The organism is Pseudomonas sp. 910_23 (genome assembly GCF_052850795.1).
Genome location: NZ_VXCZ01000014.1, coordinates 65,560 through 88,909 on the forward strand (window position 1 = coordinate 65,560; position 23,350 = coordinate 88,909).

The window sequence follows — 23,350 nt, forward strand, 5'->3', positions numbered from 1 at the left end:
ACTCCCTTATGCAGGTGCCCCATGAGCGACCAGCAAGACGTCCCTGATTACGACCTCAACGATTACGCCGACCCCGAAAACGCAGAAACCTCCTCGTCCAACACCGGCCTGGCGCTTCCTGGGCAGAACCTGCCGGACAAGGTCTATATCATCCCGATCCACAACCGGCCGTTTTTCCCGGCGCAAGTGCTGCCGGTGATCGTCAATGAAGAGCCGTGGGCCGAGACCCTGGAGCTGGTGAGCAAATCCGACCACCACTCCCTTGCCCTGTTTTTCATGGACACGCCGCCTGAAGATCCGCGGCACTTCGACACCTCGGCCCTGCCGCTGTACGGCACCCTGGTCAAGGTGCACCACGCCAGCCGCGAGAACGGCAAGCTGCAATTCGTCGCCCAGGGCCTGACCCGTGTGCGCATCAAAACCTGGCTCAAGCACCATCGCCCACCGTACCTGGTGGAGGTCGAATACCCGCATCAGCCCAGCGAGCCCACCGACGAGGTCAAGGCCTACGGCATGGCGTTGATCAATGCGATCAAGGAACTGCTGCCGCTCAACCCGCTATACAGCGAAGAGTTGAAGAACTACCTCAACCGCTTCAGCCCCAACGACCCGTCGCCGCTCACCGACTTCGCCGCCGCCCTCACCTCGGCGACAGGTAATGAGCTGCAGGAAGTGCTGGACTGCGTACCCATGCTCAAGCGCATGGAAAAAGTGCTGCCGATGCTGCGCAAAGAGGTCGAAGTGGCGCGGCTGCAAAAAGAACTGTCTGCCGAAGTGAACCGCAAGATCGGCGAGCACCAGCGCGAATTCTTCCTCAAGGAACAGCTCAAGGTCATCCAGCAGGAGCTGGGCCTGACCAAGGACGACCGCAGTGCGGACGTCGAGCAGTTCGAGCAGCGCCTGGAAGGCAAGGTGCTGCCGGCCCAGGCGAAAAAACGCATTGATGAAGAATTGAACAAACTGTCGATCCTGGAGACCGGCTCGCCGGAATACGCCGTCACGCGCAACTACCTGGACTGGGCTACCTCGGTGCCGTGGGGCGTGTACGGCGCAGATAAGCTCGACCTCAAACACGCGCGCAAGGTGCTGGACAAACACCATGCGGGCCTGGATGACATCAAGAGTCGCATCCTCGAATTCCTCGCGGTGGGCGCCTATAAAGGCGAAGTCGCCGGTTCCATCGTGCTGCTGGTAGGCCCGCCGGGCGTGGGCAAGACCAGCGTGGGCAAATCCATTGCCGAGTCCCTGGGCCGACCGTTCTACCGTTTCAGCGTCGGCGGTATGCGCGATGAGGCCGAGATCAAGGGCCATCGCCGCACCTACATCGGCGCCCTGCCCGGCAAGCTGGTGCAGGCACTGAAAGACGTGGAAGTCATGAACCCGGTGATCATGCTCGACGAGATCGACAAGATGGGCCAGAGCTTCCAGGGCGACCCGGCATCGGCGCTGCTGGAAACCCTGGACCCGGAGCAGAACGTCGAATTCCTCGACCACTACCTGGACCTGCGCCTGGACCTGTCCAAAGTGCTGTTCGTGTGCACCGCCAACACCCTGGACTCGATTCCGGGCCCGTTGCTGGACCGCATGGAAGTGATTCGCCTGTCGGGCTATATCACCGAAGAAAAAGTCGCCATCGCCAAGCGCCACCTGTGGCCCAAACAGTTGGAAAAAGCCGGCGTCGCGAAAAACAGCCTGACCATCAGCGACGGCGCGCTGCGTGCGTTGATCGACGGTTATGCGCGGGAAGCCGGGGTGCGTCAGTTGGAGAAGCAACTGGGCAAACTGGTGCGCAAGGCGGTGGTCAAGCTGCTGGATGAGCCCGACAGCGTGATCAAGATCGGCAACAAGGACCTGGAAAGCTCCCTGGGGATGCCGGTATTCCGTAACGAGCAGGTGCTGTCCGGCACCGGCGTGATCACCGGCCTGGCCTGGACCAGCATGGGCGGCGCCACATTGCCGATTGAAGCAACGCGTATCCACACGCTCAATCGCGGCTTCAAGCTCACCGGGCAGTTGGGTGAAGTGATGAAGGAATCCGCCGAAATCGCCTACAGCTACATCAGCTCGAACCTGAAGTCGTTTGGCGGTGATCCGAAGTTCTTCGACGAAGCCTTCGTTCACTTGCACGTGCCGGAAGGCGCCACGCCGAAAGACGGCCCGAGTGCGGGTGTGACCATGGCCAGTGCGCTGCTGTCGCTGGCACGCAACCAGCCGCCAAAGAAAGGCGTGGCCATGACCGGCGAACTGACCTTGACCGGGCATGTACTGCCGATTGGCGGGGTGCGTGAAAAGGTGATTGCAGCGCGGCGCCAGAAGATCCACGAGCTGATCCTGCCGGAGCCCAACCGTGGCAGCTTTGAAGAGTTGCCGGAGTACCTGAAGGAAGGCATGACCGTGCACTTCGCCAAGCGCTTTGCGGATGTGGCGAAGGTGCTGTTCTGATAGAGCTCTAGCGCCTGAACCGGCCTCATCGGGGCAAGCCCCTCCCACAGGGAACCGGCGTCGTGAATGACAACGCGGTCAAATGTGGGAGGGGGCTTGCTCCCGATGGCGTCAGCCGCCGTACCGCAAAGCGCTCTTGTCACACCCTGGCTCATCTTCGGTTATGCTCGCCCTTCGTCGTGTATAAACGGAGCCTCCATGACCGCTGCCCGCCTGCTTCTCCCCTTGAGCCTTGCCCTATTGGCCGCGTGCGCCAGTGCACCGAAGCAAAACGTCACCGTGGACAACCAGAGCGCCTGCCCGCTCCAGCTTAAAACCAATCAAAACCTGATCCTCACCTTGCCCAGCAACCCCACCACCGGCTACCGCTGGGCCATCCAGGATTCGGCTGGCGGTGTTCTGCGCGCATTAAGCCCCGAGGTCTATAGCAGCACCGAATCCGGTGTGATCGGCGGCGGTGGTCAATCGACCTGGCGCTTCCAGGCATTCGCCCCAGGGCAAGGCCGTTTGCGCCTGACCTCCCAGCAACCCTGGGAGCCGGAAGCCGAACCTGTCGAAACCTTTGACTGCGCCATTACGGTGAACTGATATGCCTTGGCTGATCCTTGCCTTGATGGGCGCCGGTACCTTTATCTACGGCCTGGCGACTCACGCGACGCTGCTGTGCCTGCTGGTCAAGCCACTGCCGGTTCTGGCGCTGCTGGGTTGGCTGCATGACGCACCGCCTACCGACTATCGACGCTGGATCAGCCTGGGGTTGATTTTTTCCGTGGTGGGCGACGTATTGCTCGCCTGGCCGGGGGACCTGTTTATCTTTGGCCTGGGCGCATTTCTGTTTGCGCATCTGGCTTACCTCAAAGCCTATTTCAGCGACTGTCGGCGCCTGGCAATAGTACCGCTTGTGCTGGCCCTGGCTGTCGGGGCGATCCTGCTGGGCATCCTGATCTCCCACGGTTTAGGCGAGTTGCTGATACCGGTGGTGGTTTACGCGCTGGTGATCAGCGCCATGCTCTGGCGTGCATTGGCAAGGTTGGGCAGCGCGGTACCGCAACGCTCGGCACTGCTGGCGGCAGCGGGTGCGGTCTCGTTTGTGTTTTCCGATACGTTGATCGGTATCAACCGGTTTGTATTGGCCTTCGATGCGGCGCCCTATTTGTTGATCGCCACTTATTGGCTCGGGCAATGGGGCATCACCGCCTCAGCTTTCCATCAGACAACCCGCGCATCCGACGACCAACTTGGCTAAAATGCGGGCCTTTCCCCCTCGTCGCCGGAACAACCGTGAGCAAAGAACCCGATCGCCTATTCGCCCAGCCCCTGCCCCAGGTGCCGGACTTCGCCTTTAACGAGGATGTGGTGCGGGTGTTCCCGGACATGATCAAACGCTCGGTACCGGGCTACCCGACCATCGTCGAGAACCTCGGCGTGCTGGCCGCGCAATTTGCCCAGCCGGGTAGCGTGCTGTATGACCTGGGCTCGTCCCTGGGTGCCGTGACCCAAGCCCTGCGTCGCCATGTGCGCACCGATGGCTGCCGGGTGATCGCGGTGGACAACTCGGCGGCGATGGTCGAACGTTGCCGCGAATACCTCAACGGCCAGGACTCGATGTTCCAGGAGTTGCTGCCGGTCGAGGTGATCGAGGGCGATATCCTCGCGTTGCAATTTCAGCCCGCCTCGGTAGTAGCGCTGAACTTCACCCTGCAATTTATCGCCCCTGACGAACGTTTGGCGTTGCTCGGGCGTATCCGCCAATCGCTGCTGCCGGGCGGGGCGTTGATCCTCTCGGAAAAGCTGCGCTTTAACGATGTTGAAGAACACGTACTGCTGACCGACCTGCATATCGCGTTCAAACGCGCCAACGGCTACAGCGAACTGGAAATCGCCCAGAAGCGCAGCGCCATCGAAAACGTCATGAAACCCGACAGCCTCGAAGAACACCGCGAACGCCTGCTGGCGGCCGGGTTCTCGAAAGTCGTGCCGTGGTTCCAGTGTCTTAACTTTGCCTCGTTGATTGCCTTGCCATGATTGATTTATCCCCCCTCGCCCGCCATCTGGTCGGCACTCCTTTGGCCGTTTGGGCCCAGGGCCTGCAAGCGCAGCTCGACAGCAAGATGGAAAAAGGTCACGGCGACCTCGAGCGTTGGCAGAGTGCTTTGGACGCACTGCCGAAGATCCAGCCCAACGAAGTCGACCTGTTGAACGGCCTGGTGCTGGACACCGATTGCGACGACGAAACCCGCGCCCGGATGCACTCGGCACTGATGGGGCTGAGCCCATGGCGCAAAGGCCCGTTCCACCTGTTCGGCGTGCATGTGGACACCGAATGGCGTTCGGACTGGAAGTGGTCGCGGGTTGCGCCGCACTTGAACTTGAAGGGCAAACGCATCCTCGATGTGGGCTGCGGCAACGGTTACTACATGTGGCGAATGCTCGGCGCGGGCGCCGACAGTGTGATTGGCGTGGACCCCAACTGGCTGTTCTTCTGCCAGTTCCAGGCAGTGCAACGTTACCTGTCTGAGCCCAAAGCCTGGCACCTGCCGTTCCCGTTCGAAGACTTGCCGGCGAACCTGGAAGGCTTCGACACGGTGTTCTCCATGGGCGTGTTCTACCATCGCCGCTCGCCGATCGAGCACTTGCTGGCGCTCAAAGACACCCTGGTAAAGGGCGGCGAGCTGGTCCTGGAAACCCTGGTGGTGGAAGGCGATCAGCAGCAGGTGCTGGTGCCGGAAGACCGTTATGCACAGATGCGTAACGTGTGGTTCCTGCCCTCGGTGCCGGCGTTGATGTTGTGGCTGCGCCGTGCAGGCTTCAGTGAGGTGAGGTGCGTGGATGTGAGCGTGACCACGGTTGAGGAACAGCGTGGAACAGAGTGGATGAAATATCAGTCGCTCAGTGACTTCCTCGACCCCGAAGATCACAGCAAGACCATCGAAGGGCTGCCGGCGCCGATGCGGGCGGTGATCATCGCCAAAAAGTAACTGAACAAATAGAGAGCCAAATGTGGGAGGGGGCTTGCTCCCGATAGCAGTATGTCAGTCACCTATTGGTTAACTGACCCACCGCTATCGGGAGCAAGCCCCCTCCCACATTGGAACTCCTGTGTTGGCTAGAGTGATGGCTTGGCCCGGCGAGCCTTGAAGAACTCGCTCAACACCGTGCCGCACTCCTCGGCCAGCACGCCGCCTTCAAACAGTACCTTATGGTTGAGAAAGCCCTGGGTAAAAAACTGCCCCTGGCTTTGCACAATCCCGGCCTTGGGCTCCAGTGCGCCATACACCACCCTTGCGATGCGTGAATGCACGATCAACCCGGCGCACATGCTGCACGGTTCCAGGGTCACATACAGCGTGCTGCCCACCAGGCGATAGTTGCTGATGGCTTGCGCAGCGGCGCGGATCGCGACCATTTCGGCATGGGCGCTGGGGTCGTTGCCGCTGATCGGGCAATTGAAACCGCGGCCGATGATTGCACCATCCTGCACCAGCACCGCGCCCACCGGCACTTCGCCCAGTGCGGCGCCTTGGGCGGCCAGGGCGAGGGCTTCGCGCATAAAGTCCTGGTCGCGACTGCGGTCGATAATCGCGCCGGGGCGAATCTGGCGCATCACGCCACCTCGATAGCGGCCATCAGGCCGGTTTCCATATGGTCGATCACGTGGCAATGGAACATCCACACTCCCGGGTTATCCGCCACCAGCGCCACACGGGCGCGTTCGTTCTTGCCCAGCAGGTAGGTGTCGGTGAAATACGGGATGACCTTGTGGCGGTTCGACGCAATCACCTTGAAGCTCATGCCATGCAGGTGGATGGGGTGCTGGTACTGGGTCATGTTCTTCAATTCAAAGATGTAGCTCTTGCCCTTTTCAAGCCTGGCAATCGGGCGGTCGGCACAGGTCTTGTCGGTGATGTCCCAGGCCTGGCCGTTGATCTGCCACAGGCTGGGTGGCTTACCGTTTTCGACATTGACCGACACCGAACCGACCCATTCGAAATTGAAGTTGAGTTTCTCGGCATTGGCCAAGTCCGGCTCGGCAACCGGGTTGGCCGGCAATGCCGGTGGCCACTGGGTAGGCGCATCGGTGTTGGCCACCGAACGGAAGGTGCCCAGGCGCACCGGGCCGTTGCGGATCGACAATTCTTCACCCGCCGGCGGGGCCTTGATTGCCAGACAGATGCGCATCCCTGGGCCCAGCCAGTATTCCTTGCCCAGCGGGCGCGGCTCGATGGGGTTGCCGTCCAACGCGTAGATCTGCGCTTCGACGCCGGGGATGTTGAGGCGATAGGTCAGGGTGTTGTCGAGGTTGAGCAAGCGCACGCGAGTGATTTGCCCAGCGGGCAGGTCGATGACCGCCTGGGGCACGCCGTTGATGGTGGAGAGGCGCCCTGCAGTGCCGCCCCGCGCCGCTTCACGGGGGATACTGAACTCGACAAACGCACCTTCTTCGTCGATGTGCCAGTTCTTCAGGCTCAAGGTACGTTCGTATTTGAAACCGGTGGGTTCGCGCTCTTCCACAATCAATGGGCCGACCAGGCCACGGCCAAGTTCTTCGCTGCTGCTTACGTGGGGGTGATACCAGTAGCTGCCGGCATCGGGCACGCGAAATTGGTAGTCGAAATATTCCCCAGGCAGCACCGGCAATTGCGAAACGTAGGGCACGCCGTCCATTTCCAGCGGCAGGCGGATGCCGTGCCAGTGGATGGTAGTGGCGACCGGCAGGTGATTGATGAAACGTACCCGCAGCCATTCGCCCTGGCGCACGCGCAACTCGGTGCCAGGCGCCGAAGGGCCGAATGCCCAGGCTTGGGTCTTGTGCCCCGGTACCAGTTCCACGTCCAGGGGCGCGGCAATCAGTTGGTAGTCGCTTCCTGCGTTGGCATCGGCGACCTTGCCCAGCCAGTAACGATAGGCGCCACCGGCGCCCACACCGACGACTGCCAGGCCGGCAAGGCCACCGAGGATCTGTCGACGGGAAAACGATTGGGACACAGCAACCTCACGTATCTGCCGCAGGCCAAGGCCCGCAAAGGGCAGATACGATACACCTGCGTCGCCTAAACAGTAAGGCTTCGCATTGCCGCATGGCGCAATTGTGGATGTCGATAAAGATCAACATGTGGGAGGGGGCTTGCTCCCGATGGCGGTGGGTCAGCTAAAAACATGCTGACTGACACACTGCTATCGGGAGCAAGCCCCCTCCCACATTGTGAACTTCATTGTGGCTTATATTGTGTTTGCTCAGGTCCTGGCAGCCGCCAGAATCAAGGCTTTCATCTCGGCAACCGCACCCTTGAAACCGACGAACAGCGCATGGGCCACCAGTGCATGGCCGATGTTCAGCTCGTTGATGCCCTTGATCGCCGCCACAGCTTCGACGTTGTGGTAGTGCAAGCCATGGCCGGCATTGACGATCAAGCCTTCGTTGAGCCCGCAGTTCACGCCGTCGATGATGCGTTGCAGCTCGTCGGCCACTTCGGTCGGGGTGGTGGCGTCGGCGTAACGGCCAGTGTGCAATTCGATGGCCGGGGCACCGACCCGGCGCGAGGCTTCGATCTGGCGCTCGTCGGCGTCAATGAACAACGAGACTTCACTGCCGATCTTCGACAGGCGCTCCACCGCGGCCTTGATCCGCGCTTCCTGGCCGGCGACGTCGAGGCCGCCCTCGGTGGTCAGCTCCTGGCGGGTTTCGGGCACCAGGCAGATATGCGCCGGGCGAATGCGCTCGGCAAACGCCATCATTTCTTCGGTGACGCCCATTTCGAAGTTCATGCGCGTTTGCAGCACGTCCTTGAGCAGCAACACATCGCGCTCCTGGATGTGGCGGCGGTCTTCGCGCAGGTGCACGGTAATGCCGTCGGCGCCCGCTTCTTCGGCGTCCAGCGCGGCCTTGACCGGGTCAGGGTAACGGGTGCCCCGGGCCTGGCGCAGGGTGGCGACGTGGTCGATGTTGACGCCAAGAAGAATGCGATTGCTGGTGGTCACGGAAGCGCTCCTGAAAAGGGAAAGAATCGGTGCACAGCATACACGGGGATGTCAGGGCTTTCGAAACAACTCGCGACTGACCAGCGGTCGCCCGCCCAGGTGCACGGCCAGGGCCTGGCGCATCAGGCGCTTGGCGGCGGACAAGGCGCCCGGCGCGCTCCAGTCCGCGTCGCTCATGGCCAGCAGTTCGCTGCCCTGGAACAGCCCCGGCTGCAACAGGTACACGCGTTCAAGGCCCGCATCCACTTGCAGGCGGTACATGCCGTCGGCGGCGACGGGATCGCCGTGCAGGTCGTTGTGCAATTCAAAGCCATAGCCCAGGTCGTCGAGCAAGCGCCATTCGAAGGCGCGCAGCAGCGGTTCCAGGGGGCGCCCTTCAGCCAGGGCCAGCAGCGTCGCGGCGTAGTGATCGAAGACTGCCGGGTGCGGGTCTTCGGCGGGTAACAGCCGGATCAGCAGTTCATTGAGGTAAAGGCCGCTGAACAGTGCATCGCCGTTAAGCCAGGCAGAGGTGCCGACGCTTTCCAGGCGGCCGACGTTTTTCAACTCGCCCTTACCGCGAAACTCCACATCCAGGGCCACGAAGGGCCGCGCCAAGGTACCTGCCTTGCCCCGTGCGCTGCGCAGCACCGCACGCAGGCGGCCTTGAGGCGTGAGGAAGTCCACCAGCGCGCTGGTCTCGCGATAGGCGCGGCTGTGCAGCACGTAGGCGAGTTGGCTGGGAGGTGGGGATTGAGACATGGGAACTCACTGCTGGAATGCAATTTTTAAAACCACACAACCTAATGTGGGAGGGGGCTTGCTCCCGATGGCGGTGGGTCAGTTAAACAAATAAGTGACTGACCCTCCGCTATCGGGAGCAAGCCCCCTCCCACATTTTTTCAGACCTGCGGTGTTCTTAAAGGTCGCCATAGCCCAGTGAGCGCAACGCACGCTCATCATCTGACCAGCCACCCTTAACCTTCACCCACAGGTTAAGCATGATCTTGGAGTCGAACAGCAGCTCCATGTCCTTGCGCGCTTCGGTGCCGATGCGCTTGATGCGCTCGCCCTTGTCGCCAATGATGATTTTCTTCTGGCCGTCACGCTCGACGAGGATCAGCGCATGGATATGCAAGGTCTTACCCTGCTGCTTGAACTCTTCGATCTCGACGGTGATCTGGTACGGCAGCTCGGCACCCATCTGGCGCATGATTTTCTCGCGTACCAGCTCGGCGGCGAGGAAGCGGCTGCTGCGGTCGGTGATCTGGTCTTCCGGGAAGAAATGCTCGTTTTCCGGCAGGTAACCGGCGATCACGCGCTCCAGGGCTTCGAGGTTGTGGCCGTGCTGGGCCGAGATCGGCATGATCTGGGCGTTCGGCAGTTGTTCCTGCAACCAGGTCAGGTGCGGCATCAGCTCGGCTTTGTCTTCGATGCGGTCGGTCTTGTTCAACGCGACGATCAAGGGGCCGGTGACGTACTGCACACGCTCGAGAACCATCTGGTCTTCGTCGGTCCACTTGGTGCGGTCGACCACGAAGATCACCACGTCGACGTCTTTCAACGCCGCCGAAGCGGTCTTGTTCATGTAGCGGTTCAGGGCTTTCTCACCGCCTTTGTGCATGCCCGGGGTATCGACATACACCGCTTGCACGTTGCCTTCAGTCTTGATGCCCAGCATGTTGTGGCGAGTGGTCTGGGGCTTGCGCGAAGTGATCGCGAGCTTCTGGCCGAGGATGTGGTTGAGCAGCGTGGACTTGCCCACGTTCGGGCGGCCGACGATGGCAACATAGCCACAGCGTGTTGCGGTTGAATCAGTCATGGCCATTCTCCACGCCCAGGGCAATCAGTGCTGCAGCGGCCGCTACCTGTTCGGCAATGCGACGGCTCACACCCTGACCTCGGCTTTTTTCGTTCAATAAGGTGATTTCACACTCCACGAAGAACACGCGGCAATGGGGCTCACCCTGGATATCCACCACTTCGTAGCGTGGCAGTTCGCAACCGCGGGACTGCAGGTATTCCTGCAGGCGGGTCTTGGGATCTTTGTTGGTGTCGACCAGCGTCAGGCTTTCGATTTCAGAAGCCAGCCAGGCGACCACGCGCTCCTTGGCCGTCTCCATCCCTGCATCGAGGTAGATCGCGCCGATCAAGGCTTCCAGGGCATCGGCCAGAATCGATTCGCGACGGAAACCGCCGCTTTTCAACTCACCGGACCCCAACCGCAGGTACTCGCCCAGGCCGAAACCTCGGGCCAGCACGGCCAGGGTCTCGCCTTTCACAAGGCGCGCCCGCAGGCGCGAAAGCTGGCCTTCGCGCGCTTGAGGAAAACGCTCGAACAGCGCCTCACCGGCGGCAAAATTGAGGATGGCATCACCGAGGAATTCCAGGCGCTCGTTATTGCGCCCTGCAAAGCTGCGGTGTGTGAGGGCAAGGACCATCAATTCGGGGTCCTTGAAGGTGTAGCCGAGCTGGCGCTCGAGACGACTTAGAGAAACGGTCACGGTTTATCCATATCTAGTTGGTGGCACCGGCGGCCATCGACGATTGACGCAGTGTTCAAATTCACATCCTGATTGGTGCTGCATGGGGCCGGACGATTAATTGTCCAAACCCCAGAAAAGCATTCGGCGCTGTGTTCACAGCGCCGCCTGTATTACTTGATCAGCCCGACCCGCGAGAAGTTCGGCAGGTGGCTGAGCTTGGGTTCCGGCCAACTCATCCAGACCGCGAAGGCTTTGCCGACGATGTTCTCGTCGGGCACCATGCCCAGCAGGTCCTTGGGAATATTGGGGTCATCCCAGTAACGGCTGTCATTGGAGTTGTCGCGGTTGTCGCCCATCATGAAGTAGTGCCCGGCGGGTACTTTCCACTGGCCATCAGGCATTGCGCGGTAGCGGCTCATTTCCTTGCGGATCTCGTGCTCTACCGCACCGAGTTTTTCCTGGTACAGCTCGGCGCTGCCCAGGGTGTTCGGCTCGGCGCCCAGCAGCTTCTCGGCCACCGATTCACCGTTGATGAACAGGCGCTTGTCGCTGGTGTAGCGCACCACGTCGCCCGGCAGGCCGACTACACGCTTGATGTAGTTGACGTTGGGGTCGCTCGGGTAGCGGAATACCATCACATCGCCGCGCTGCGGGTCACCGACCTCGATGACTTTCTTGTCGATCACCGGCAAGCGGATCCCGTAGGAAAACTTGTTCACCAGGATAAAGTCGCCCACGTCCAGGGTCGGCTTCATCGACCCAGAAGGGATCTGGAACGGCTCCACCAGGAACGAACGCAGCACCAGCACGATGAACAACACCGGGAAGAACGACTTGCCGTATTCAACCAGCAAGGGCTCTTTGTTCAGCTTCTCGATCACCACCGCATCGGGCTGGCTGACGCTGCCCTGATAGGAAGCAATGGCCGACCGCCGACGCGGGGCGAAGAACACCAGATCGAGCAACGCCAGGAGGCCGCAAACGGCGACGGCGATAACCAGCAACAGCGGGAAATTTAGTGACATAGGACCTAACTATCCAACCTGAGCACCGCAAGGAAGGCTTCTTGTGGAACTTCCACGTTACCTACTTGCTTCATGCGTTTTTTACCGGCCTTTTGCTTCTCAAGCAGCTTGCGCTTACGGCTTACGTCACCGCCGTAGCATTTGGCCAGTACGTTCTTTCTGAGAGCCTTGACGGAAGTCCGTGCAATGATCTGCCCGCCAATGGCGGCCTGGATCGCAACGTCGAACATCTGGCGCGGAATCAGTTCTTTCATCTTCTCGGTCAGTTGGCGACCTTTGTAGTGCGCGTTGTCCTTGTGCACGATCAGTGCCAGGGCATCTACCTTGTCGCCGTTGATCAGCACATCCAGTTTCACCAGATTAGCCGATTGGTAACGATCGAAATGGTAATCCAGCGAAGCATAGCCGCGACTGGTGGATTTGAGACGGTCGAAGAAGTCCAGGACCACTTCGTTCATCGGCATGTCGTAGGTCACTTGCACCTGGGTACCGAGGAACAGCATGTCGCGCTGTACGCCACGCTTTTCGATACACAGGGTGATGACGTTGCCCAGGTGCTCCTGCGGGACCAGGATATTGGCCCGCACGATTGGCTCACGCATGTCTTCGATGGCCGACAGATCCGGAAGCTTGGACGGGTTGTCGACGTAAATCGTTTCACCGGTTTTGAGCAACAGCTCGAAAATAACGGTCGGCGCCGTGGTGATCAGGTCCAGGTCGTACTCGCGCTCAAGACGCTCCTGGATGATTTCCATGTGCAGCATGCCCAGAAACCCGCAGCGGAAGCCGAAGCCCAGGGCGTCGGAGCTTTCCGGGGTGTACTGCAACGACGAGTCGTTGAGGGTCAGCTTTTGCAGCGCTTCGCGAAAATCCTCGAAGTCGTCGGAGCTGACCGGGAACAGGCCGGCGTAGACCTGTGGCTGGATACGCTTGAAGCCGGGCAGTACGTCGACGTCGGGCGTGGAGCTCAGGGTCAGGGTGTCACCCACCGGTGCACCGTGGATGTCCTTGATACCGGCGATGATGAAGCCTACTTCACCGGCTTTCAGATCAGTGGTGGCGGTGTGCTTGGGGTTGAATACACCGACGCTGTCCACCAGGTGGATCTTGCCGGTGGACTTGACCAGGATCTTGTCGCCCTTCTTCACACGGCCATGGCGCACGCGGACCAGGGAGACAACGCCCAGGTAGTTGTCGAACCAGGAGTCGATGATCAACGCTTGCAGCGGATCTTCGTAGTTGCCGGTCGGCGCGGGAATGGTGTGCACCAGACGCTCGAGTACTTCGTCGACACCCAGGCCGGTCTTGGCGCTGCAGGTGACGGCGTCGGTGGCGTCGATGCCGATGATCTTCTCGATCTCTTCCTTGACGCGCTCAGGCTCGGCCTGGGGCAGGTCGATCTTGTTGAGCACGGGCATGACTTCCAGGCCCTGCTCGATCGCGGTGTAGCAGTTGGCAACCGACTGCGCCTCGACGCCCTGGCCGGCGTCGACTACCAGCAAGGCACCTTCACAGGCCGCAAGCGAACGGCTGACTTCATAGGTGAAGTCGACGTGGCCCGGGGTGTCAATGAAGTTCAGCTGGTAGGTGATGCCGTCTTTGGCCTTGTAATACAGAGTAACGCTGTGGGCCTTGATGGTGATCCCGCGTTCGCGTTCGAGGTCCATGGAGTCCAGTACCTGGGCTTCCATTTCACGCTCGGCAAGGCCGCCGCACATCTGGATGAATCGATCGGCCAGCGTCGACTTGCCATGGTCAATGTGGGCGATGATGGAGAAATTGCGGATATGACTCAAATCACTCACGGATCAACACTCAAAAAGGCTGCAGGCAGATTGCCCGCTGAAAAATAGCCGGGAATTGTACCTGATGCTCAGGCCAGACGTCATCTTTGCTGACCAGAACAAAAATGCCCCACTCACGAGAGCGGGGCATTTTTTGTGCATAAGCGCAGCTTCAACCGGCCCGACGCAGCAGCCAGAACCCGGCCACGGCGCAGATGGCCGTCGGCACCAGCACCGCAAACAGCGGCGAGAAACCGAACACCAGGCTCGACGGCCCGAGCAGATCCTGGGCGATGCGGAAGGTAAAGCCCACCAGCACGCCGGTAAATACCCGCTGGCCCAGGGTTACGGAGCGCAACGGCCCGAAGATGAAGGAGATCGCCATCAACACCAACGCGGCGGTTACCACCGGCTGCAGGACTTTCACCCAGAACGCCAGCCAGTAGCGGCCGTTGTTCAGGCCCTGGTCCTTGAGGTAATGGATGTAGCTCCACAACCCCGAGATCGGCAGCGCTTCGGGGACCATCACCACGGTGTTGAGCAGTTCCGGCTTCAGGGCGATATCCCACTGCTCGGTCGGTGCATTGACCACTTCAGTGCTGGCCTTGGTGCCCTGGCCCACATTGCGGAAGTAGGTGGTGGTGACGTCGCTCAGTTGCCATTGCTCGGCATTGTATTGCGCGCGCTTGGCGAAGCTGGAGGACAGCATGTGCCGCTCTTTATCGAAGGTATAGCGCGTGACACCGATCAACAGGCCGCCTGGCTGCACGGCGTTGATGTGGATGAACTCATCACCCTGGCGGTGCCACAGGCCGTGCTTGGCGCTTTGCGCATCGCCCGAGCCTTGGGCCAGGGCGCGATTGGCCTGGGCAGTGGCTTCGGCCGGGGGCGCGACGTATTCACCGATCAGCACGCTGCACGCCATCAGCAGCAGCATCGGCTTCATCACCGCCCAGACGATACGACCAATGGAAACGCCGGCGGCGCGCATGATGGTCAGCTCGCTGTTGCTGGCCAGGGTGCCCAGGCCGATCAGGCAACCGATCAGCGCCGCCATCGGCATCATGTCGTAGAGGCGGCGCGGCGCAGTCAGTGCCACGTAGCTCAGTACATCCGTGACCGTGTAGGTGTCGGTGACGTTGCCCACTTCATCAATGAAGGCGAACAGCAAGGCCAGGCCAAGAATGATGCCCAGTACCGCCAGGATGGCGATCAGTACGCTGCTGCCTATGTAGCGATCAAGCTTAGCCACGGGCCAACTCCTTCAGGCCACGACGGCTCTTCATTTTCAAACGGATAGGTTCCCAATAGAGCAGCCCCAGGCCGATCAACAGGAAAACCCCGTGCACCCACCACAGGCCAAGGGCTGGCGGCAACTTGCCTTTCTCGAGGGAGCCACGGGCGGAAATCAGGATGGTCAGGTAGGCCATGTACAGCAGGATCGCCGGCAGCAGCTTGAGGAAACGCCCCTGGCGCGGGTTGACGCGCGACAGCGGCACGGCCATCAAGGTTACGATAAACACCAGCAGCGGCAAGGACAAACGCCATTGCAGCTCGGCAATGGAGCGCAGTTCCTGGCTGCCGAACAGCGATGCAGTCGGCAGTGCGTCGCGGTCGGTGACCTCGCCGCTGATCTCAGGCTTGGGCAGCATGACGCCATAAGTGTCGTACTTGATCGCCCGGTAGTCCGCCAGACCAGGGCTGCCGTCGTAGCGGTAGCCATTTTCCAGGATCAGGTAGCGGTTGCCGTCGGGGCGTATTTCCTGGCGCCCGCTATCGGCCACCAGAATAGTAATGCCACGGTCTTTCTGGTTCTGGCCGAGGTTTTTCTGGGAAATGAACACGCCACCGAGGTTGGAGCGGTCATCGGTCATGGTTTCGGTATAAGTCACCCGCGTGCCGTCACTGAGGGCCTGGAAGCGCCCGGGCTCGAGGGTATCGAACTCGGTCATCGCATCCTGCTTGTTCAACAGCAGCTGGAACTGCATGGCGCCCTGGGGCGCCAGGCTCATGCTCAACCAGGCCACCACCAGGGCAACGCCGGCGGCCGGCACCATGGTCATGGCCAGCAAACGTTGCTGGCTCATGCCGGTGGCCGACAGCACGGTCATTTCACTCTCAAGGTACAAGCGGCCATAGGCCAGCAATATGCCGAGAAACAGGCCAAGGGGCAGGATCAGCTGCAGCATCCCGGGCATCCGGTAGCCCATGATCAAGAACAACGACCCCGGATCCAGGGCGCCTGCGGCGGCTTGAGCCAGGAACTTGACGAAACGACCACTCATGATGATGACCAGCAATACCGCACTCACGGCACTCAGGGTCAACAGGACTTCGCGGGACAGATAACGGAAGACGATCAAACCAGACACTCCAGGGTTGTCAGGCTAAGGCGGCCAAACAAGCAAGCATACCGAGACGACCCGTTTATCACGGATCGGCTAAAAAGATGGCGCATTATCCTGTGATTGACCGCGCCTGTCACGGAGCTTACTCATGCGCACGCACAAAGCGTGCGCCAAGGGTTGTCAGGCTCCGCCGGCGAGGTTCAAACTGCGGCCTTTGTCCGCTGGCGGTTTACCAAGCTGCCGAGCTTCAAGCCTGAGTACAAACTCCAGGCTCACAGACCTTGATAAGGGACCCGAACATGGAATTGGTTGTAAAAAGCGTTAGCCCCGAAACGTTGAAAACCGCCACCCTCGTGGTCGCTGTCGGCGAAGACCGCACACTCGGCGTCGCCGCCAAGCAACTGGACGAACTGAGCGGCGGCGCGATCAGCGCGATCCTCAAGCGCGGCGACCTGGCCGGCAAAGTCGGCCAGAGCCTGCTGCTGCAGAGCCTGCCCAACCTCAAGGCCGAGCGCGTATTGCTGGTGGGCGTGGGCAAGGACGCCGAACTGGGCGACCGTCCACTGCGCAAGATCATCAGCGGCATCCTCACCACCCTCAAGGGCCTGGGCGGCAGCGATGCGGCACTGGCCCTCGACGAAATCGTGATCAAGGGCCGTGACAGCTACGGCAAGACCCGCCTGCTGGCCGAGTCGCTGCTGGACGGCGGCTATATTTTCGACCAGTTCAAGAGCCAGAAGGCCGAACCCCGCGCCCTGAAGAAAATCACCCTGCTGACCATCAAGGCTGCCCAGGCTGAAGTTCAGCGCGCCGTGACCCACGCCCAGGCCATCGCCAACGGCATGTCGTTCACCCGCGACCTGGGCAACCTGCCGCCGAACATCTGCCACCCGACATTCCTGGGCGAACAGGCCAAGGCATTGGGCAAAGAGTTCAAGGGCTTGAAGGTTGAAGTGCTGGATGAAAAGAAGATCAAGGACCTGGGCATGGGCTCGTTCTATGCCGTAGGCCAGGGCAGCGACCAGCCGCCACGCCTGATCGTGATGCAATACAACGGCGGCAAGAAATCCGAGAAGCCCTACGCCCTGGTGGGTAAAGGCATCACCTTCGACACCGGCGGCATCAGCCTCAAGCCGGGCGCAGGCATGGATGAGATGAAATACGACATGGGCGGCGCGGCCAGCGTGTTCGGTACCCTGCGTGCCGTGCTGGAACTCAAGCTGCCGATCAACCTGGTGTGCATCCTGGCCTGTGCCGAGAACATGCCGAGCGGCGGCGCGGCCCGCCCGGGCGATATCGTCACGACCATGAGCGGCCAGACCGTGGAAATCCTCAACACCGACGCCGAAGGCCGCCTGGTGCTGTGCGACGCCCTGACCTACGCCGAGCGCTTCAAGCCCCAGGCCGTGATCGACATCGCCACCCTGACCGGCGCGTGCATCGTTGCCTTGGGCTCCCACACTTCGGGACTGCTGGGCAACAACGACGAACTGATCGAGCAACTGCTCAGCGCCGGCAAGGCTGCCGACGACCGCGCCTGGCAACTGCCGCTGTTCGATGAGTACCAGGAACAACTGGACAGTCCGTTCGCCGACATCGCCAACATCGGTGGCCCGAAAGCCGGCACCATTACGGCGGCCTGCTTCCTGTCGCGCTTTGCCAAGAACTTCAACTGGGCCCACCTGGACATCGCCGGCACCGCCTGGACCAGCGGCGGCAAGGACAAGGGCGCAACCGGCCGTCCGGTGCCACTGTTGACCCAATACCTGCTGGATCGCGCCAAGGCCTGAAACTGAAGATGCCGGGGCGACCATCCCGCCGCCCCGGTCTCAGGAACCGCAATGACCCAAGTCGACTTCTATATATTGCCCAGCGCCGATCCCCTCGCGCGCCTGGACTTTGCCTGCAAGCTCACCGAAAAAGCCTGGCGCATGGGCCACCGCATCTACCTGCATTGCAGCGATGCCGCCCAACGCGATGAGCTGGATGCCCGCCTGTGGCGCTTCAAGGGCGAAAGCTTCGTGCCCCACGGCCCCGCCGAATCCGAACCTGAAAGCCTGGTAGTCCTGGGTGTGGGCGACAGTTGCGGCGATCACCATGACCTGCTGGTCAACCTGGACCTGAAAGTACCGGCCTTTGCCAAGGCTTTCGCCCGCGTGGCGGAAGTGGTGGTGGAAGACCCGGCTATTCGTCAGGCCGCGCGGGAGAGTTTCCGTTTCTATCGCGAACAGGGCTATTCTCTGCAGGATCACCGGCTACAACGACTTTAGAGCACACGATGGACACTCCCAACCCGCTGAAAAAAGACGACCACCTGCTGGACGACCTGGAGTCGATCCGTCAGTTGCTGGGTGATGACAACCTGCAACCGCCGCTGCTGACCGAAACGGCCGACGGCGAGGTACAGATCCCGCTGCTGTTCGACATGGTCAGCGGCAAGCCTGCCGCGCCGGAACCTGTGGTTGCAGAACCCGCTCCCGCCGCAGAAAAAGCCCCCGATGCCCTGCTCCTGCACCTGGACAATGAACTGCGCGCCGCCGCGCAATTGATCATGCAGGATGTGATTGACGACTTTGCGCCGCATATTGAAGCCGAGATCAAGCGTCGGATGGATGCGCGGATGGAGCGGTTGCTCAGCCAGTACCAGTCCTAAACGACACTGATATTTCCTGTGGGAGGGGGCTTGCTCCCGATAGCGTTGTATCAGCCGATGATTCGGTGGCTGACACTCAGCAATCGGGAGCAAGCCCCCTCCCACATTAGTTTTGCATCAGCCTTAAGTCCGTCTTCAACTCGCCCTCCTCGTCCTCCCCCGTTATACTTGCCGGCTTTCCTGAATAAATGCCAACTAGGGTCCCGCCGCGCATGGATAAGACCTACCAGCCCCACGCTATCGAAACTTCCTGGTACAACACCTGGGAGTCCGAGAACTATTTCGCCCCACAAGGTGCGGGCGACTCGTACACCATCATGATCCCGCCACCGAACGTCACTGGCAGCCTGCACATGGGCCATGGCTTCAACAATGCGATCATGGATGCGTTGATCCGTTTCCGCCGTATGCAGGGTCGCGACACCCTGTGGCAGCCGGGCACCGACCACGCTGGTATCGCCACGCAGATGCTGGTGGAACGCCAACTGGAAGCCACCGGCCAGAACCGTCACGACCTGGGCCGCGAGAAATTCCTGGAGAAAGTCTGGGAATGGAAAGATCAGTCCGGCGGCAATATCAGCCGTCAGATCCGTCGCCTGGGCTCCTCCGTGGATTGGAGCCGCGAGCGCTTCACCATGGACGACGGCCTGTCGGAAGCCGTGAAGGAAGCCTTCGTGCGCCTGCACGAAGACGGCCTGATCTACCGCGGCAAGCGCCTGGTCAACTGGGACACCAAGTTGCACACGGCCATTTCCGACCTTGAAGTGGAAAACCACGACGAGAAAGGTTTCCTGTGGAACCTCAAGTACCCGCTGGCCGATGGCGCCAAGACAGCTGAAGGCAACGACTACCTGATCGTCGCCACCACTCGTCCGGAAACCATGCTCGGCGATGCCGCCGTGGCCGTTAACCCGAACGACGAGCGCTACCAGGCGCTGATCGGCAAGTTCGTCGAACTGCCGTTGGTTGGCCGTCGCATCCCGATCATTGCGGACGACTATTGCGATCCTGAATTCGGCACCGGCTGTGTGAAAATCACCCCGGCCCACGATTTCAACGACTATGAAGTCGGCAAGCGTCACAACCTGCCGCTGCTGAACATCTTCGACAAGAATGCCGCCGTATTGCCGGCCTGCCAGGTATTCAACCTGGACGGCTCGTTGAACGACAGCATCGACGGCAAGATTCCGGCCGAATATGCCGGCCTGGACCGTTTTGAAGCGCGCAAGCAGATCGTTGCCGCCTTCGACGCCGCCGGCTTGCTGGTCAGCGTCGACGACCACGGCCTGAAAGTGCCGAAGGGCGATCGCTCCGGCACCGTGATCGAACCGTGGCTGACCGACCAATGGTACGTGTCCACCAAGCCGCTGGCAGAGCCTGCCATCGCCGCCGTGGAAGATGGCCGCATCCAGTTCGTGCCTAAACAGTACGAAAACATGTACTTCTCGTGGATGCGCGACATCCAGGATTGGTGCATCAGCCGTCAGCTGTGGTGGGGCCATCGTATTCCGGCCTGGTATGACGAGTCGGGCAAAGTCTATGTAGGCCGCGACGAAGCCGAAGTGCGTGCCAAGCACAACCTCGGCGCCGACATCGCGCTGCAACAGGACAACGACGTACTCGACACCTGGTTCAGCTCGGGCCTGTGGACGTTCTCCACCCTGGGTTGGCCGCAGCAGACCGAATTCCTGAAGAAATTCCACTCCACCGACGTGCTGGTCACCGGCTTCGATATCATTTTCTTCTGGGTTGCCCGGATGATCATGCTCACCATGCATTTGGTGAAAAACGAAGACGGCACCCCGCAGGTACCGTTCAAGACCGTGTACGTACACGGCCTGGTACGCGACGGCCAGGGCCAGAAGATGTCCAAGTCCAAGGGCAACGTCCTGGACCCGCTGGACATCATCGACGGCATCGACCTGGAAACCCTGGTGCAGAAACGCACCTCGGGCCTGATGCAGCCAAAACTGGCGAAAAAGATCGAGAAGCAGACCCGCGACGAATTCGCCGACGGCATCGCCAGCTACGGCACCGACGCCCTGCGCTTCACCTTCTGCTCGCTGGCCTCTACCGGTCGCGACATCAAGTTCGACATGGGCCGCGTCGAAGGCTATCGCAACTTCTGCAACAAGATCTGGAACGCTGCGCGCTACGTACTGGATAAAGGCGAAGACTGCGGCCAGAACGGCGAAGCCTATGAGTTGAGCCTGGCTGATCGCTGGATCATCTCGCAGTTGCAACGCACCGAAGCCGAAGTGACCCGCCAGCTCGACCAGTTCCGTTTCGACCTGGCCGCACAGGCCTTGTACGAGTTCATCTGGAACCAGTATTGCGACTGGTACCTGGAACTGTCCAAGCCGGTGCTGTGGGACGAAAACGCCCCGGTCGAACGCCAGCGCGGCACTCGCCGCACCCTGGTGCGCGTACTGGAAGTGGCATTGCGCCTGGCGCATCCGTTCATGCCGTTCATCACCGAAGAAATCTGGCAGCGCCTGGCGCCGCTGGCCGGTATCGAAGGCAAGACCATCATGCTGCAACCTTGGCCGGTGGCCAATGAAGCGCGCATCGATGAGGCCGCCGAAAGCGATATCGAATGGCTCAAGACCCTGATGCTCGGCACGCGCAACATCCGCGCCGAAATGAACATCGGGCCGGGCAAGCCACTGGCCGTGTTCGTGAAGAACGCCAGTGCCGAAGATCAGCGCCGTCTCGGCGAGAACGACGCGCTGCTCAAGAAGCTGGCCAAGCTGGAGTCGATCACCGTATTGGCTGCCGATGCCGAAGCGCCGCTGTCCGCCACTGCATTGGTGGGCGACATGGAAGTGCTGGTGCCAATGGCCGGCCTGATCGACAAGGGCGCCGAACTGGCCCGTCTCGACAAGGAAATCGCACGCCTGCAAGGCGAAGTGCAACGCGTGGGCGGTAAGCTGTCCAACGCGGCATTCGTCGACAAGGCGCCGGCGGAGGTGATCGAGAAAGAACGCGCCAAGTTGGCCGAAGCTGAACAGGCTTTGGGCAAACTGGCCGAGCAACATGCGCGGATTTCCAGCCTGTAAGGCTTGAGTCGCGTAAAGAAAGAGACCTTCGGGTCTCTTTTTTTTGCCTCTGTGGGAGGGGGCTTGCTCCCGATAGCGGTGTATCAGTCTCAATATTTTTGACTGTCACACCGCTATCGGGAGCAAGCCCCCTCCCACATTTGACCGGGTTGAGCTCAGGATGTGTGACAATGGCCGCCACTTTGAGCCAACACCAGAATCATCATGACCGCCCCCACTACGCCTAAACCTTCGCGCAAGAAGCCTAAATCCGCTACCCCGGCCAAGCCCGTGGTACCGCGCAAAGAGGCCACCCTGCACCCGCGCAACCGCCACACGGGCCGTTACGACTTCCCGGCGCTGATCAAGACCACGCCGGAACTGGCGAAATTCGTGATCATCAACCCCTATGGCAAGGAAAGCATCGACTTCGCCAGCCCGGACGCGGTGCGGGTGTTCAACCGGGCGTTGCTCAAGTCGTTCTATGGCATCCAGCATTGGGACATCCCGGCCGATTACCTGTGCCCGCCGGTACCGGGGCGTGCCGACTATGTGCACTTCCTCGCCGACCTGCTGGCCAGCGTCAACGACGGCAAGATCCCGCGTGGCTCGATCGTCAAGGTGCTGGATATCGGCATGGGCGCCAACTGCGTCTACCCGCTGATTGGCTACATGGAGTATCGCTGGAACTTCCTGGGCTCGGAGGTCGACCCTATCGCCGTGAGCGCCGCCAGGGCCATCGTGCAGTCCAACGACCTGAGCAAGGTTATCCAGCTGCGCCAGCAGCCCAACCCCAAGCAGATCCTGCTGGGCTTGCTGGAGCCGGGCGAACGCTTTGACCTGACCATGTGCAACCCGCCGTTCCATGCATCCATGGATGAAGCCACCAAGGGCAGCGAGCGCAAGTGGCGTGCCCTGGGCAAGGCGGATCCGAAACGCAAGTTGCCGGTACTCAACTTTGGCGGCCAATCGGCTGAACTGTGGTGTGAAGGCGGCGAAGCACGCTTTGTAACGCAGTTGATCGCCGAGAGCTCGCATTTTGCCCACAAGGTGTTGTGGTTCAGCACCCTGGTGTCAAAAGCGTCCAACTTGCCTGCGATCGAAACGGCGCTGAAAAAAGCCGGCGTGCTGGAAAGCCAGGTGGTAGAGATGTCTCAGGGGCAGAAGCAAAGCCGGTTTGTGGCCTGGACGTTCCAGACCAAGAATGAGCAGCAGATCTGGCGCCAGCGCTGGGTGCGCGACTAACCTTTCATCACAATAAAACCGCAGGCAACAAAAAACCGTGCCCGGATCACTCCGGAGCACGGTTTTTTTTACTGCGTCTTACTTGTTAACAGCGTCGGTCAGGCCTTTAGCCACAACCAGCTTGATAACTTTCTTGGCAGCGATTTCGATGGCAGCGCCAGTCGAAGGGTTACGGCCAGTACGGGCAGGACGCTCGGTTACTTTCAGCTTGCCAATGCCTGGCAGAGTGATTTCGCCGCCATTTTCCAGCTGATCAGCAACGATCTGGCCCAGTTGGTCCAGAGCAGCGCGCGCGGTGGTTTTTGGCGCGTCGATAGCTTCAGCGATATCAGCGATCAGTTGGTCTTTAGTCAAAGCCATTGTGGTGTTCC

The 23,350-nt window shown here is 60.7% G+C and carries 21 protein-coding genes; 10 read left to right on the forward strand and 11 right to left on the reverse strand.

Annotation, left to right across the window (positions count from 1 at the left end; all coding sequences use genetic code 11):
- Nucleotides 1-21: 21 nt before the first annotated feature.
- From lon to cmoB, 5 genes are all read left to right on the forward strand, one after another.
- A complete protein-coding gene (gene lon / locus FW800_RS17555; protein WP_032877610.1) occupies nt 22-2,442 on the forward strand; it encodes an endopeptidase La in 2,421 nt (806 codons plus the stop codon).
- A 198-nt stretch (nt 2,443-2,640) separates the two neighbouring features.
- Nucleotides 2,641-3,030, forward strand: a complete 390-nt coding sequence (locus FW800_RS17560) for a protease inhibitor I42 family protein (protein WP_078820365.1) — start codon at nt 2,641-2,643, stop codon at nt 3,028-3,030.
- 1 nt (nt 3,031) lies between these two features.
- Nucleotides 3,032-3,688 carry a lysoplasmalogenase gene (locus tag FW800_RS17565; RefSeq protein ID WP_103733385.1) on the forward strand — a complete coding sequence of 219 codons (657 nt, stop codon included), beginning with the start codon at nt 3,032-3,034 and terminating at the stop codon, nt 3,686-3,688.
- 35 nt (nt 3,689-3,723) lie between these two features.
- On the forward strand, nt 3,724-4,467 hold the full coding sequence (gene cmoA, locus FW800_RS17570; RefSeq protein ID WP_248091128.1) for a carboxy-S-adenosyl-L-methionine synthase CmoA: 744 nt from the start codon (nt 3,724-3,726) through the stop codon (nt 4,465-4,467).
- Entirely contained in the window at nt 4,464-5,420 is a 957-nt protein-coding gene (gene cmoB, locus FW800_RS17575; RefSeq protein WP_103733384.1) for a tRNA 5-methoxyuridine(34)/uridine 5-oxyacetic acid(34) synthase CmoB, read from the forward strand. Before cmoA ends, cmoB begins: the two co-directional genes overlap by 4 nt.
- 128 nt (nt 5,421-5,548) lie before the next feature.
- Here the strand turns inward: cmoB and tadA are convergent, their stop codons facing one another.
- The 10 genes from tadA to lptF form a co-directional block, all read right to left on the reverse strand.
- Nucleotides 5,549-6,046: a tRNA adenosine(34) deaminase TadA gene (gene tadA, locus FW800_RS17580; protein WP_078820361.1), complete on the reverse strand. Its 498-nt coding sequence runs from the start codon at nt 6,044-6,046 to the stop codon at nt 5,549-5,551.
- The gene (locus tag FW800_RS17585; protein WP_032877616.1) at nt 6,046-7,428 is read right to left on the reverse strand and encodes a multicopper oxidase family protein; all 1,383 of its coding nucleotides are present in this window, start codon (nt 7,426-7,428) and stop codon (nt 6,046-6,048) included. Before FW800_RS17585 ends, tadA begins: the two co-directional genes overlap by 1 nt.
- A 249-nt stretch (nt 7,429-7,677) precedes the next feature.
- Nucleotides 7,678-8,421, reverse strand: coding sequence for a pyridoxine 5'-phosphate synthase (pdxJ, locus tag FW800_RS17590; RefSeq protein ID WP_032877617.1), 744 nt, complete (start codon nt 8,419-8,421; stop codon nt 7,678-7,680).
- A gap of 51 nt (nt 8,422-8,472) precedes the next feature.
- Nucleotides 8,473-9,162, reverse strand: a complete 690-nt coding sequence (gene recO, locus FW800_RS17595; RefSeq protein ID WP_005785148.1) for a DNA repair protein RecO — start codon at nt 9,160-9,162, stop codon at nt 8,473-8,475.
- A gap of 157 nt (nt 9,163-9,319) precedes the next feature.
- Nucleotides 9,320-10,222, reverse strand: a complete 903-nt coding sequence (era, locus tag FW800_RS17600) for a GTPase Era (protein ID WP_005785147.1) — start codon at nt 10,220-10,222, stop codon at nt 9,320-9,322.
- Nucleotides 10,215-10,904 (reverse strand): ribonuclease III, encoded by a 690-nt coding sequence (rnc, locus tag FW800_RS17605; RefSeq protein WP_005785145.1) that lies wholly within the window; start codon nt 10,902-10,904, stop codon nt 10,215-10,217. Before rnc ends, era begins: the two co-directional genes overlap by 8 nt.
- 152 nt (nt 10,905-11,056) lie before the next feature.
- On the reverse strand, nt 11,057-11,911 hold the full coding sequence (lepB, locus tag FW800_RS17610) for a signal peptidase I (RefSeq protein ID WP_032877618.1): 855 nt from the start codon (nt 11,909-11,911) through the stop codon (nt 11,057-11,059).
- A 5-nt stretch (nt 11,912-11,916) separates the two neighbouring features.
- A complete protein-coding gene (gene lepA, locus FW800_RS17615) occupies nt 11,917-13,716 on the reverse strand; it encodes a translation elongation factor 4 (RefSeq protein ID WP_032877619.1) in 1,800 nt (599 codons plus the stop codon).
- A gap of 151 nt (nt 13,717-13,867) precedes the next feature.
- On the reverse strand, nt 13,868-14,947 hold the full coding sequence (gene lptG / locus FW800_RS17620) for an LPS export ABC transporter permease LptG (RefSeq protein WP_032877620.1): 1,080 nt from the start codon (nt 14,945-14,947) through the stop codon (nt 13,868-13,870).
- Nucleotides 14,940-16,058 carry an LPS export ABC transporter permease LptF gene (lptF, locus tag FW800_RS17625; RefSeq protein WP_446438122.1) on the reverse strand — a complete coding sequence of 373 codons (1,119 nt, stop codon included), beginning with the start codon at nt 16,056-16,058 and terminating at the stop codon, nt 14,940-14,942. Before lptF ends, lptG begins: the two co-directional genes overlap by 8 nt.
- Nucleotides 16,059-16,342: 284 nt before the next feature.
- Here lptF and FW800_RS17630 point away from each other — a divergent pair, with 284 nt between their 5' ends.
- The 5 genes from FW800_RS17630 (at nt 16,343) to rlmF (ending at nt 22,979) form a co-directional block, all read left to right on the forward strand.
- Entirely contained in the window at nt 16,343-17,833 is a 1,491-nt protein-coding gene (locus tag FW800_RS17630; RefSeq protein WP_446438123.1) for a leucyl aminopeptidase, read from the forward strand.
- A 51-nt stretch (nt 17,834-17,884) separates the two neighbouring features.
- Nucleotides 17,885-18,313: a DNA polymerase III subunit chi gene (locus FW800_RS17635; protein WP_005785137.1), complete on the forward strand. Its 429-nt coding sequence runs from the start codon at nt 17,885-17,887 to the stop codon at nt 18,311-18,313.
- Nucleotides 18,314-18,321: 8 nt separating this feature from the next.
- Nucleotides 18,322-18,696, forward strand: coding sequence for a hypothetical protein (locus FW800_RS17640; RefSeq protein ID WP_005785135.1), 375 nt, complete (start codon nt 18,322-18,324; stop codon nt 18,694-18,696).
- Between the two features lie 212 nt (nt 18,697-18,908).
- Complete coding sequence (locus FW800_RS17645) at nt 18,909-21,755, forward strand: valine--tRNA ligase (RefSeq protein ID WP_032877623.1); 2,847 nt, start codon at nt 18,909-18,911, stop codon at nt 21,753-21,755.
- Between the two features lie 204 nt (nt 21,756-21,959).
- Entirely contained in the window at nt 21,960-22,979 is a 1,020-nt protein-coding gene (rlmF, locus tag FW800_RS17650; RefSeq protein ID WP_446438124.1) for a 23S rRNA (adenine(1618)-N(6))-methyltransferase RlmF, read from the forward strand.
- A gap of 78 nt (nt 22,980-23,057) precedes the next feature.
- Here the strand turns inward: rlmF and FW800_RS17655 are convergent, their stop codons facing one another.
- On the reverse strand, nt 23,058-23,339 hold the full coding sequence (locus tag FW800_RS17655) for an HU family DNA-binding protein (RefSeq protein WP_005785131.1): 282 nt from the start codon (nt 23,337-23,339) through the stop codon (nt 23,058-23,060).
- Nucleotides 23,340-23,350 lie beyond the last annotated feature (11 nt).

What these genes read in the sequence shown, in the direction of transcription:
- lon (WP_032877610.1), top strand. Translation starts at nt 22, where the DNA reads ATGAGCGACCAGCAAGACGTCCCTGATTACGACCTCAACGATTACGCC.
- FW800_RS17560 (WP_078820365.1), top strand. Translation starts at nt 2,641, where the DNA reads ATGACCGCTGCCCGCCTGCTTCTCCCCTTGAGCCTTGCCCTATTGGCC.
- FW800_RS17565 (WP_103733385.1), top strand. Translation starts at nt 3,032, where the DNA reads ATGCCTTGGCTGATCCTTGCCTTGATGGGCGCCGGTACCTTTATCTAC.
- cmoB (WP_103733384.1), top strand. Translation starts at nt 4,464, where the DNA reads ATGATTGATTTATCCCCCCTCGCCCGCCATCTGGTCGGCACTCCTTTG.
- tadA (WP_078820361.1), bottom strand. Translation starts at nt 6,046, where the DNA reads ATGCGCCAGATTCGCCCCGGCGCGATTATCGACCGCAGTCGCGACCAG.
- recO (WP_005785148.1), bottom strand. Translation starts at nt 9,162, where the DNA reads ATGTCTCAATCCCCACCTCCCAGCCAACTCGCCTACGTGCTGCACAGC.
- era (WP_005785147.1), bottom strand. Translation starts at nt 10,222, where the DNA reads ATGACTGATTCAACCGCAACACGCTGTGGCTATGTTGCCATCGTCGGC.
- lepB (WP_032877618.1), bottom strand. Translation starts at nt 11,911, where the DNA reads ATGTCACTAAATTTCCCGCTGTTGCTGGTTATCGCCGTCGCCGTTTGC.
- FW800_RS17630 (WP_446438123.1), top strand. Translation starts at nt 16,343, where the DNA reads ATGGAATTGGTTGTAAAAAGCGTTAGCCCCGAAACGTTGAAAACCGCC.
- FW800_RS17635 (WP_005785137.1), top strand. Translation starts at nt 17,885, where the DNA reads ATGACCCAAGTCGACTTCTATATATTGCCCAGCGCCGATCCCCTCGCG.
- FW800_RS17640 (WP_005785135.1), top strand. Translation starts at nt 18,322, where the DNA reads ATGGACACTCCCAACCCGCTGAAAAAAGACGACCACCTGCTGGACGAC.
- FW800_RS17645 (WP_032877623.1), top strand. Translation starts at nt 18,909, where the DNA reads ATGGATAAGACCTACCAGCCCCACGCTATCGAAACTTCCTGGTACAAC.
- rlmF (WP_446438124.1), top strand. Translation starts at nt 21,960, where the DNA reads ATGACCGCCCCCACTACGCCTAAACCTTCGCGCAAGAAGCCTAAATCC.
- FW800_RS17655 (WP_005785131.1), bottom strand. Translation starts at nt 23,339, where the DNA reads ATGGCTTTGACTAAAGACCAACTGATCGCTGATATCGCTGAAGCTATC.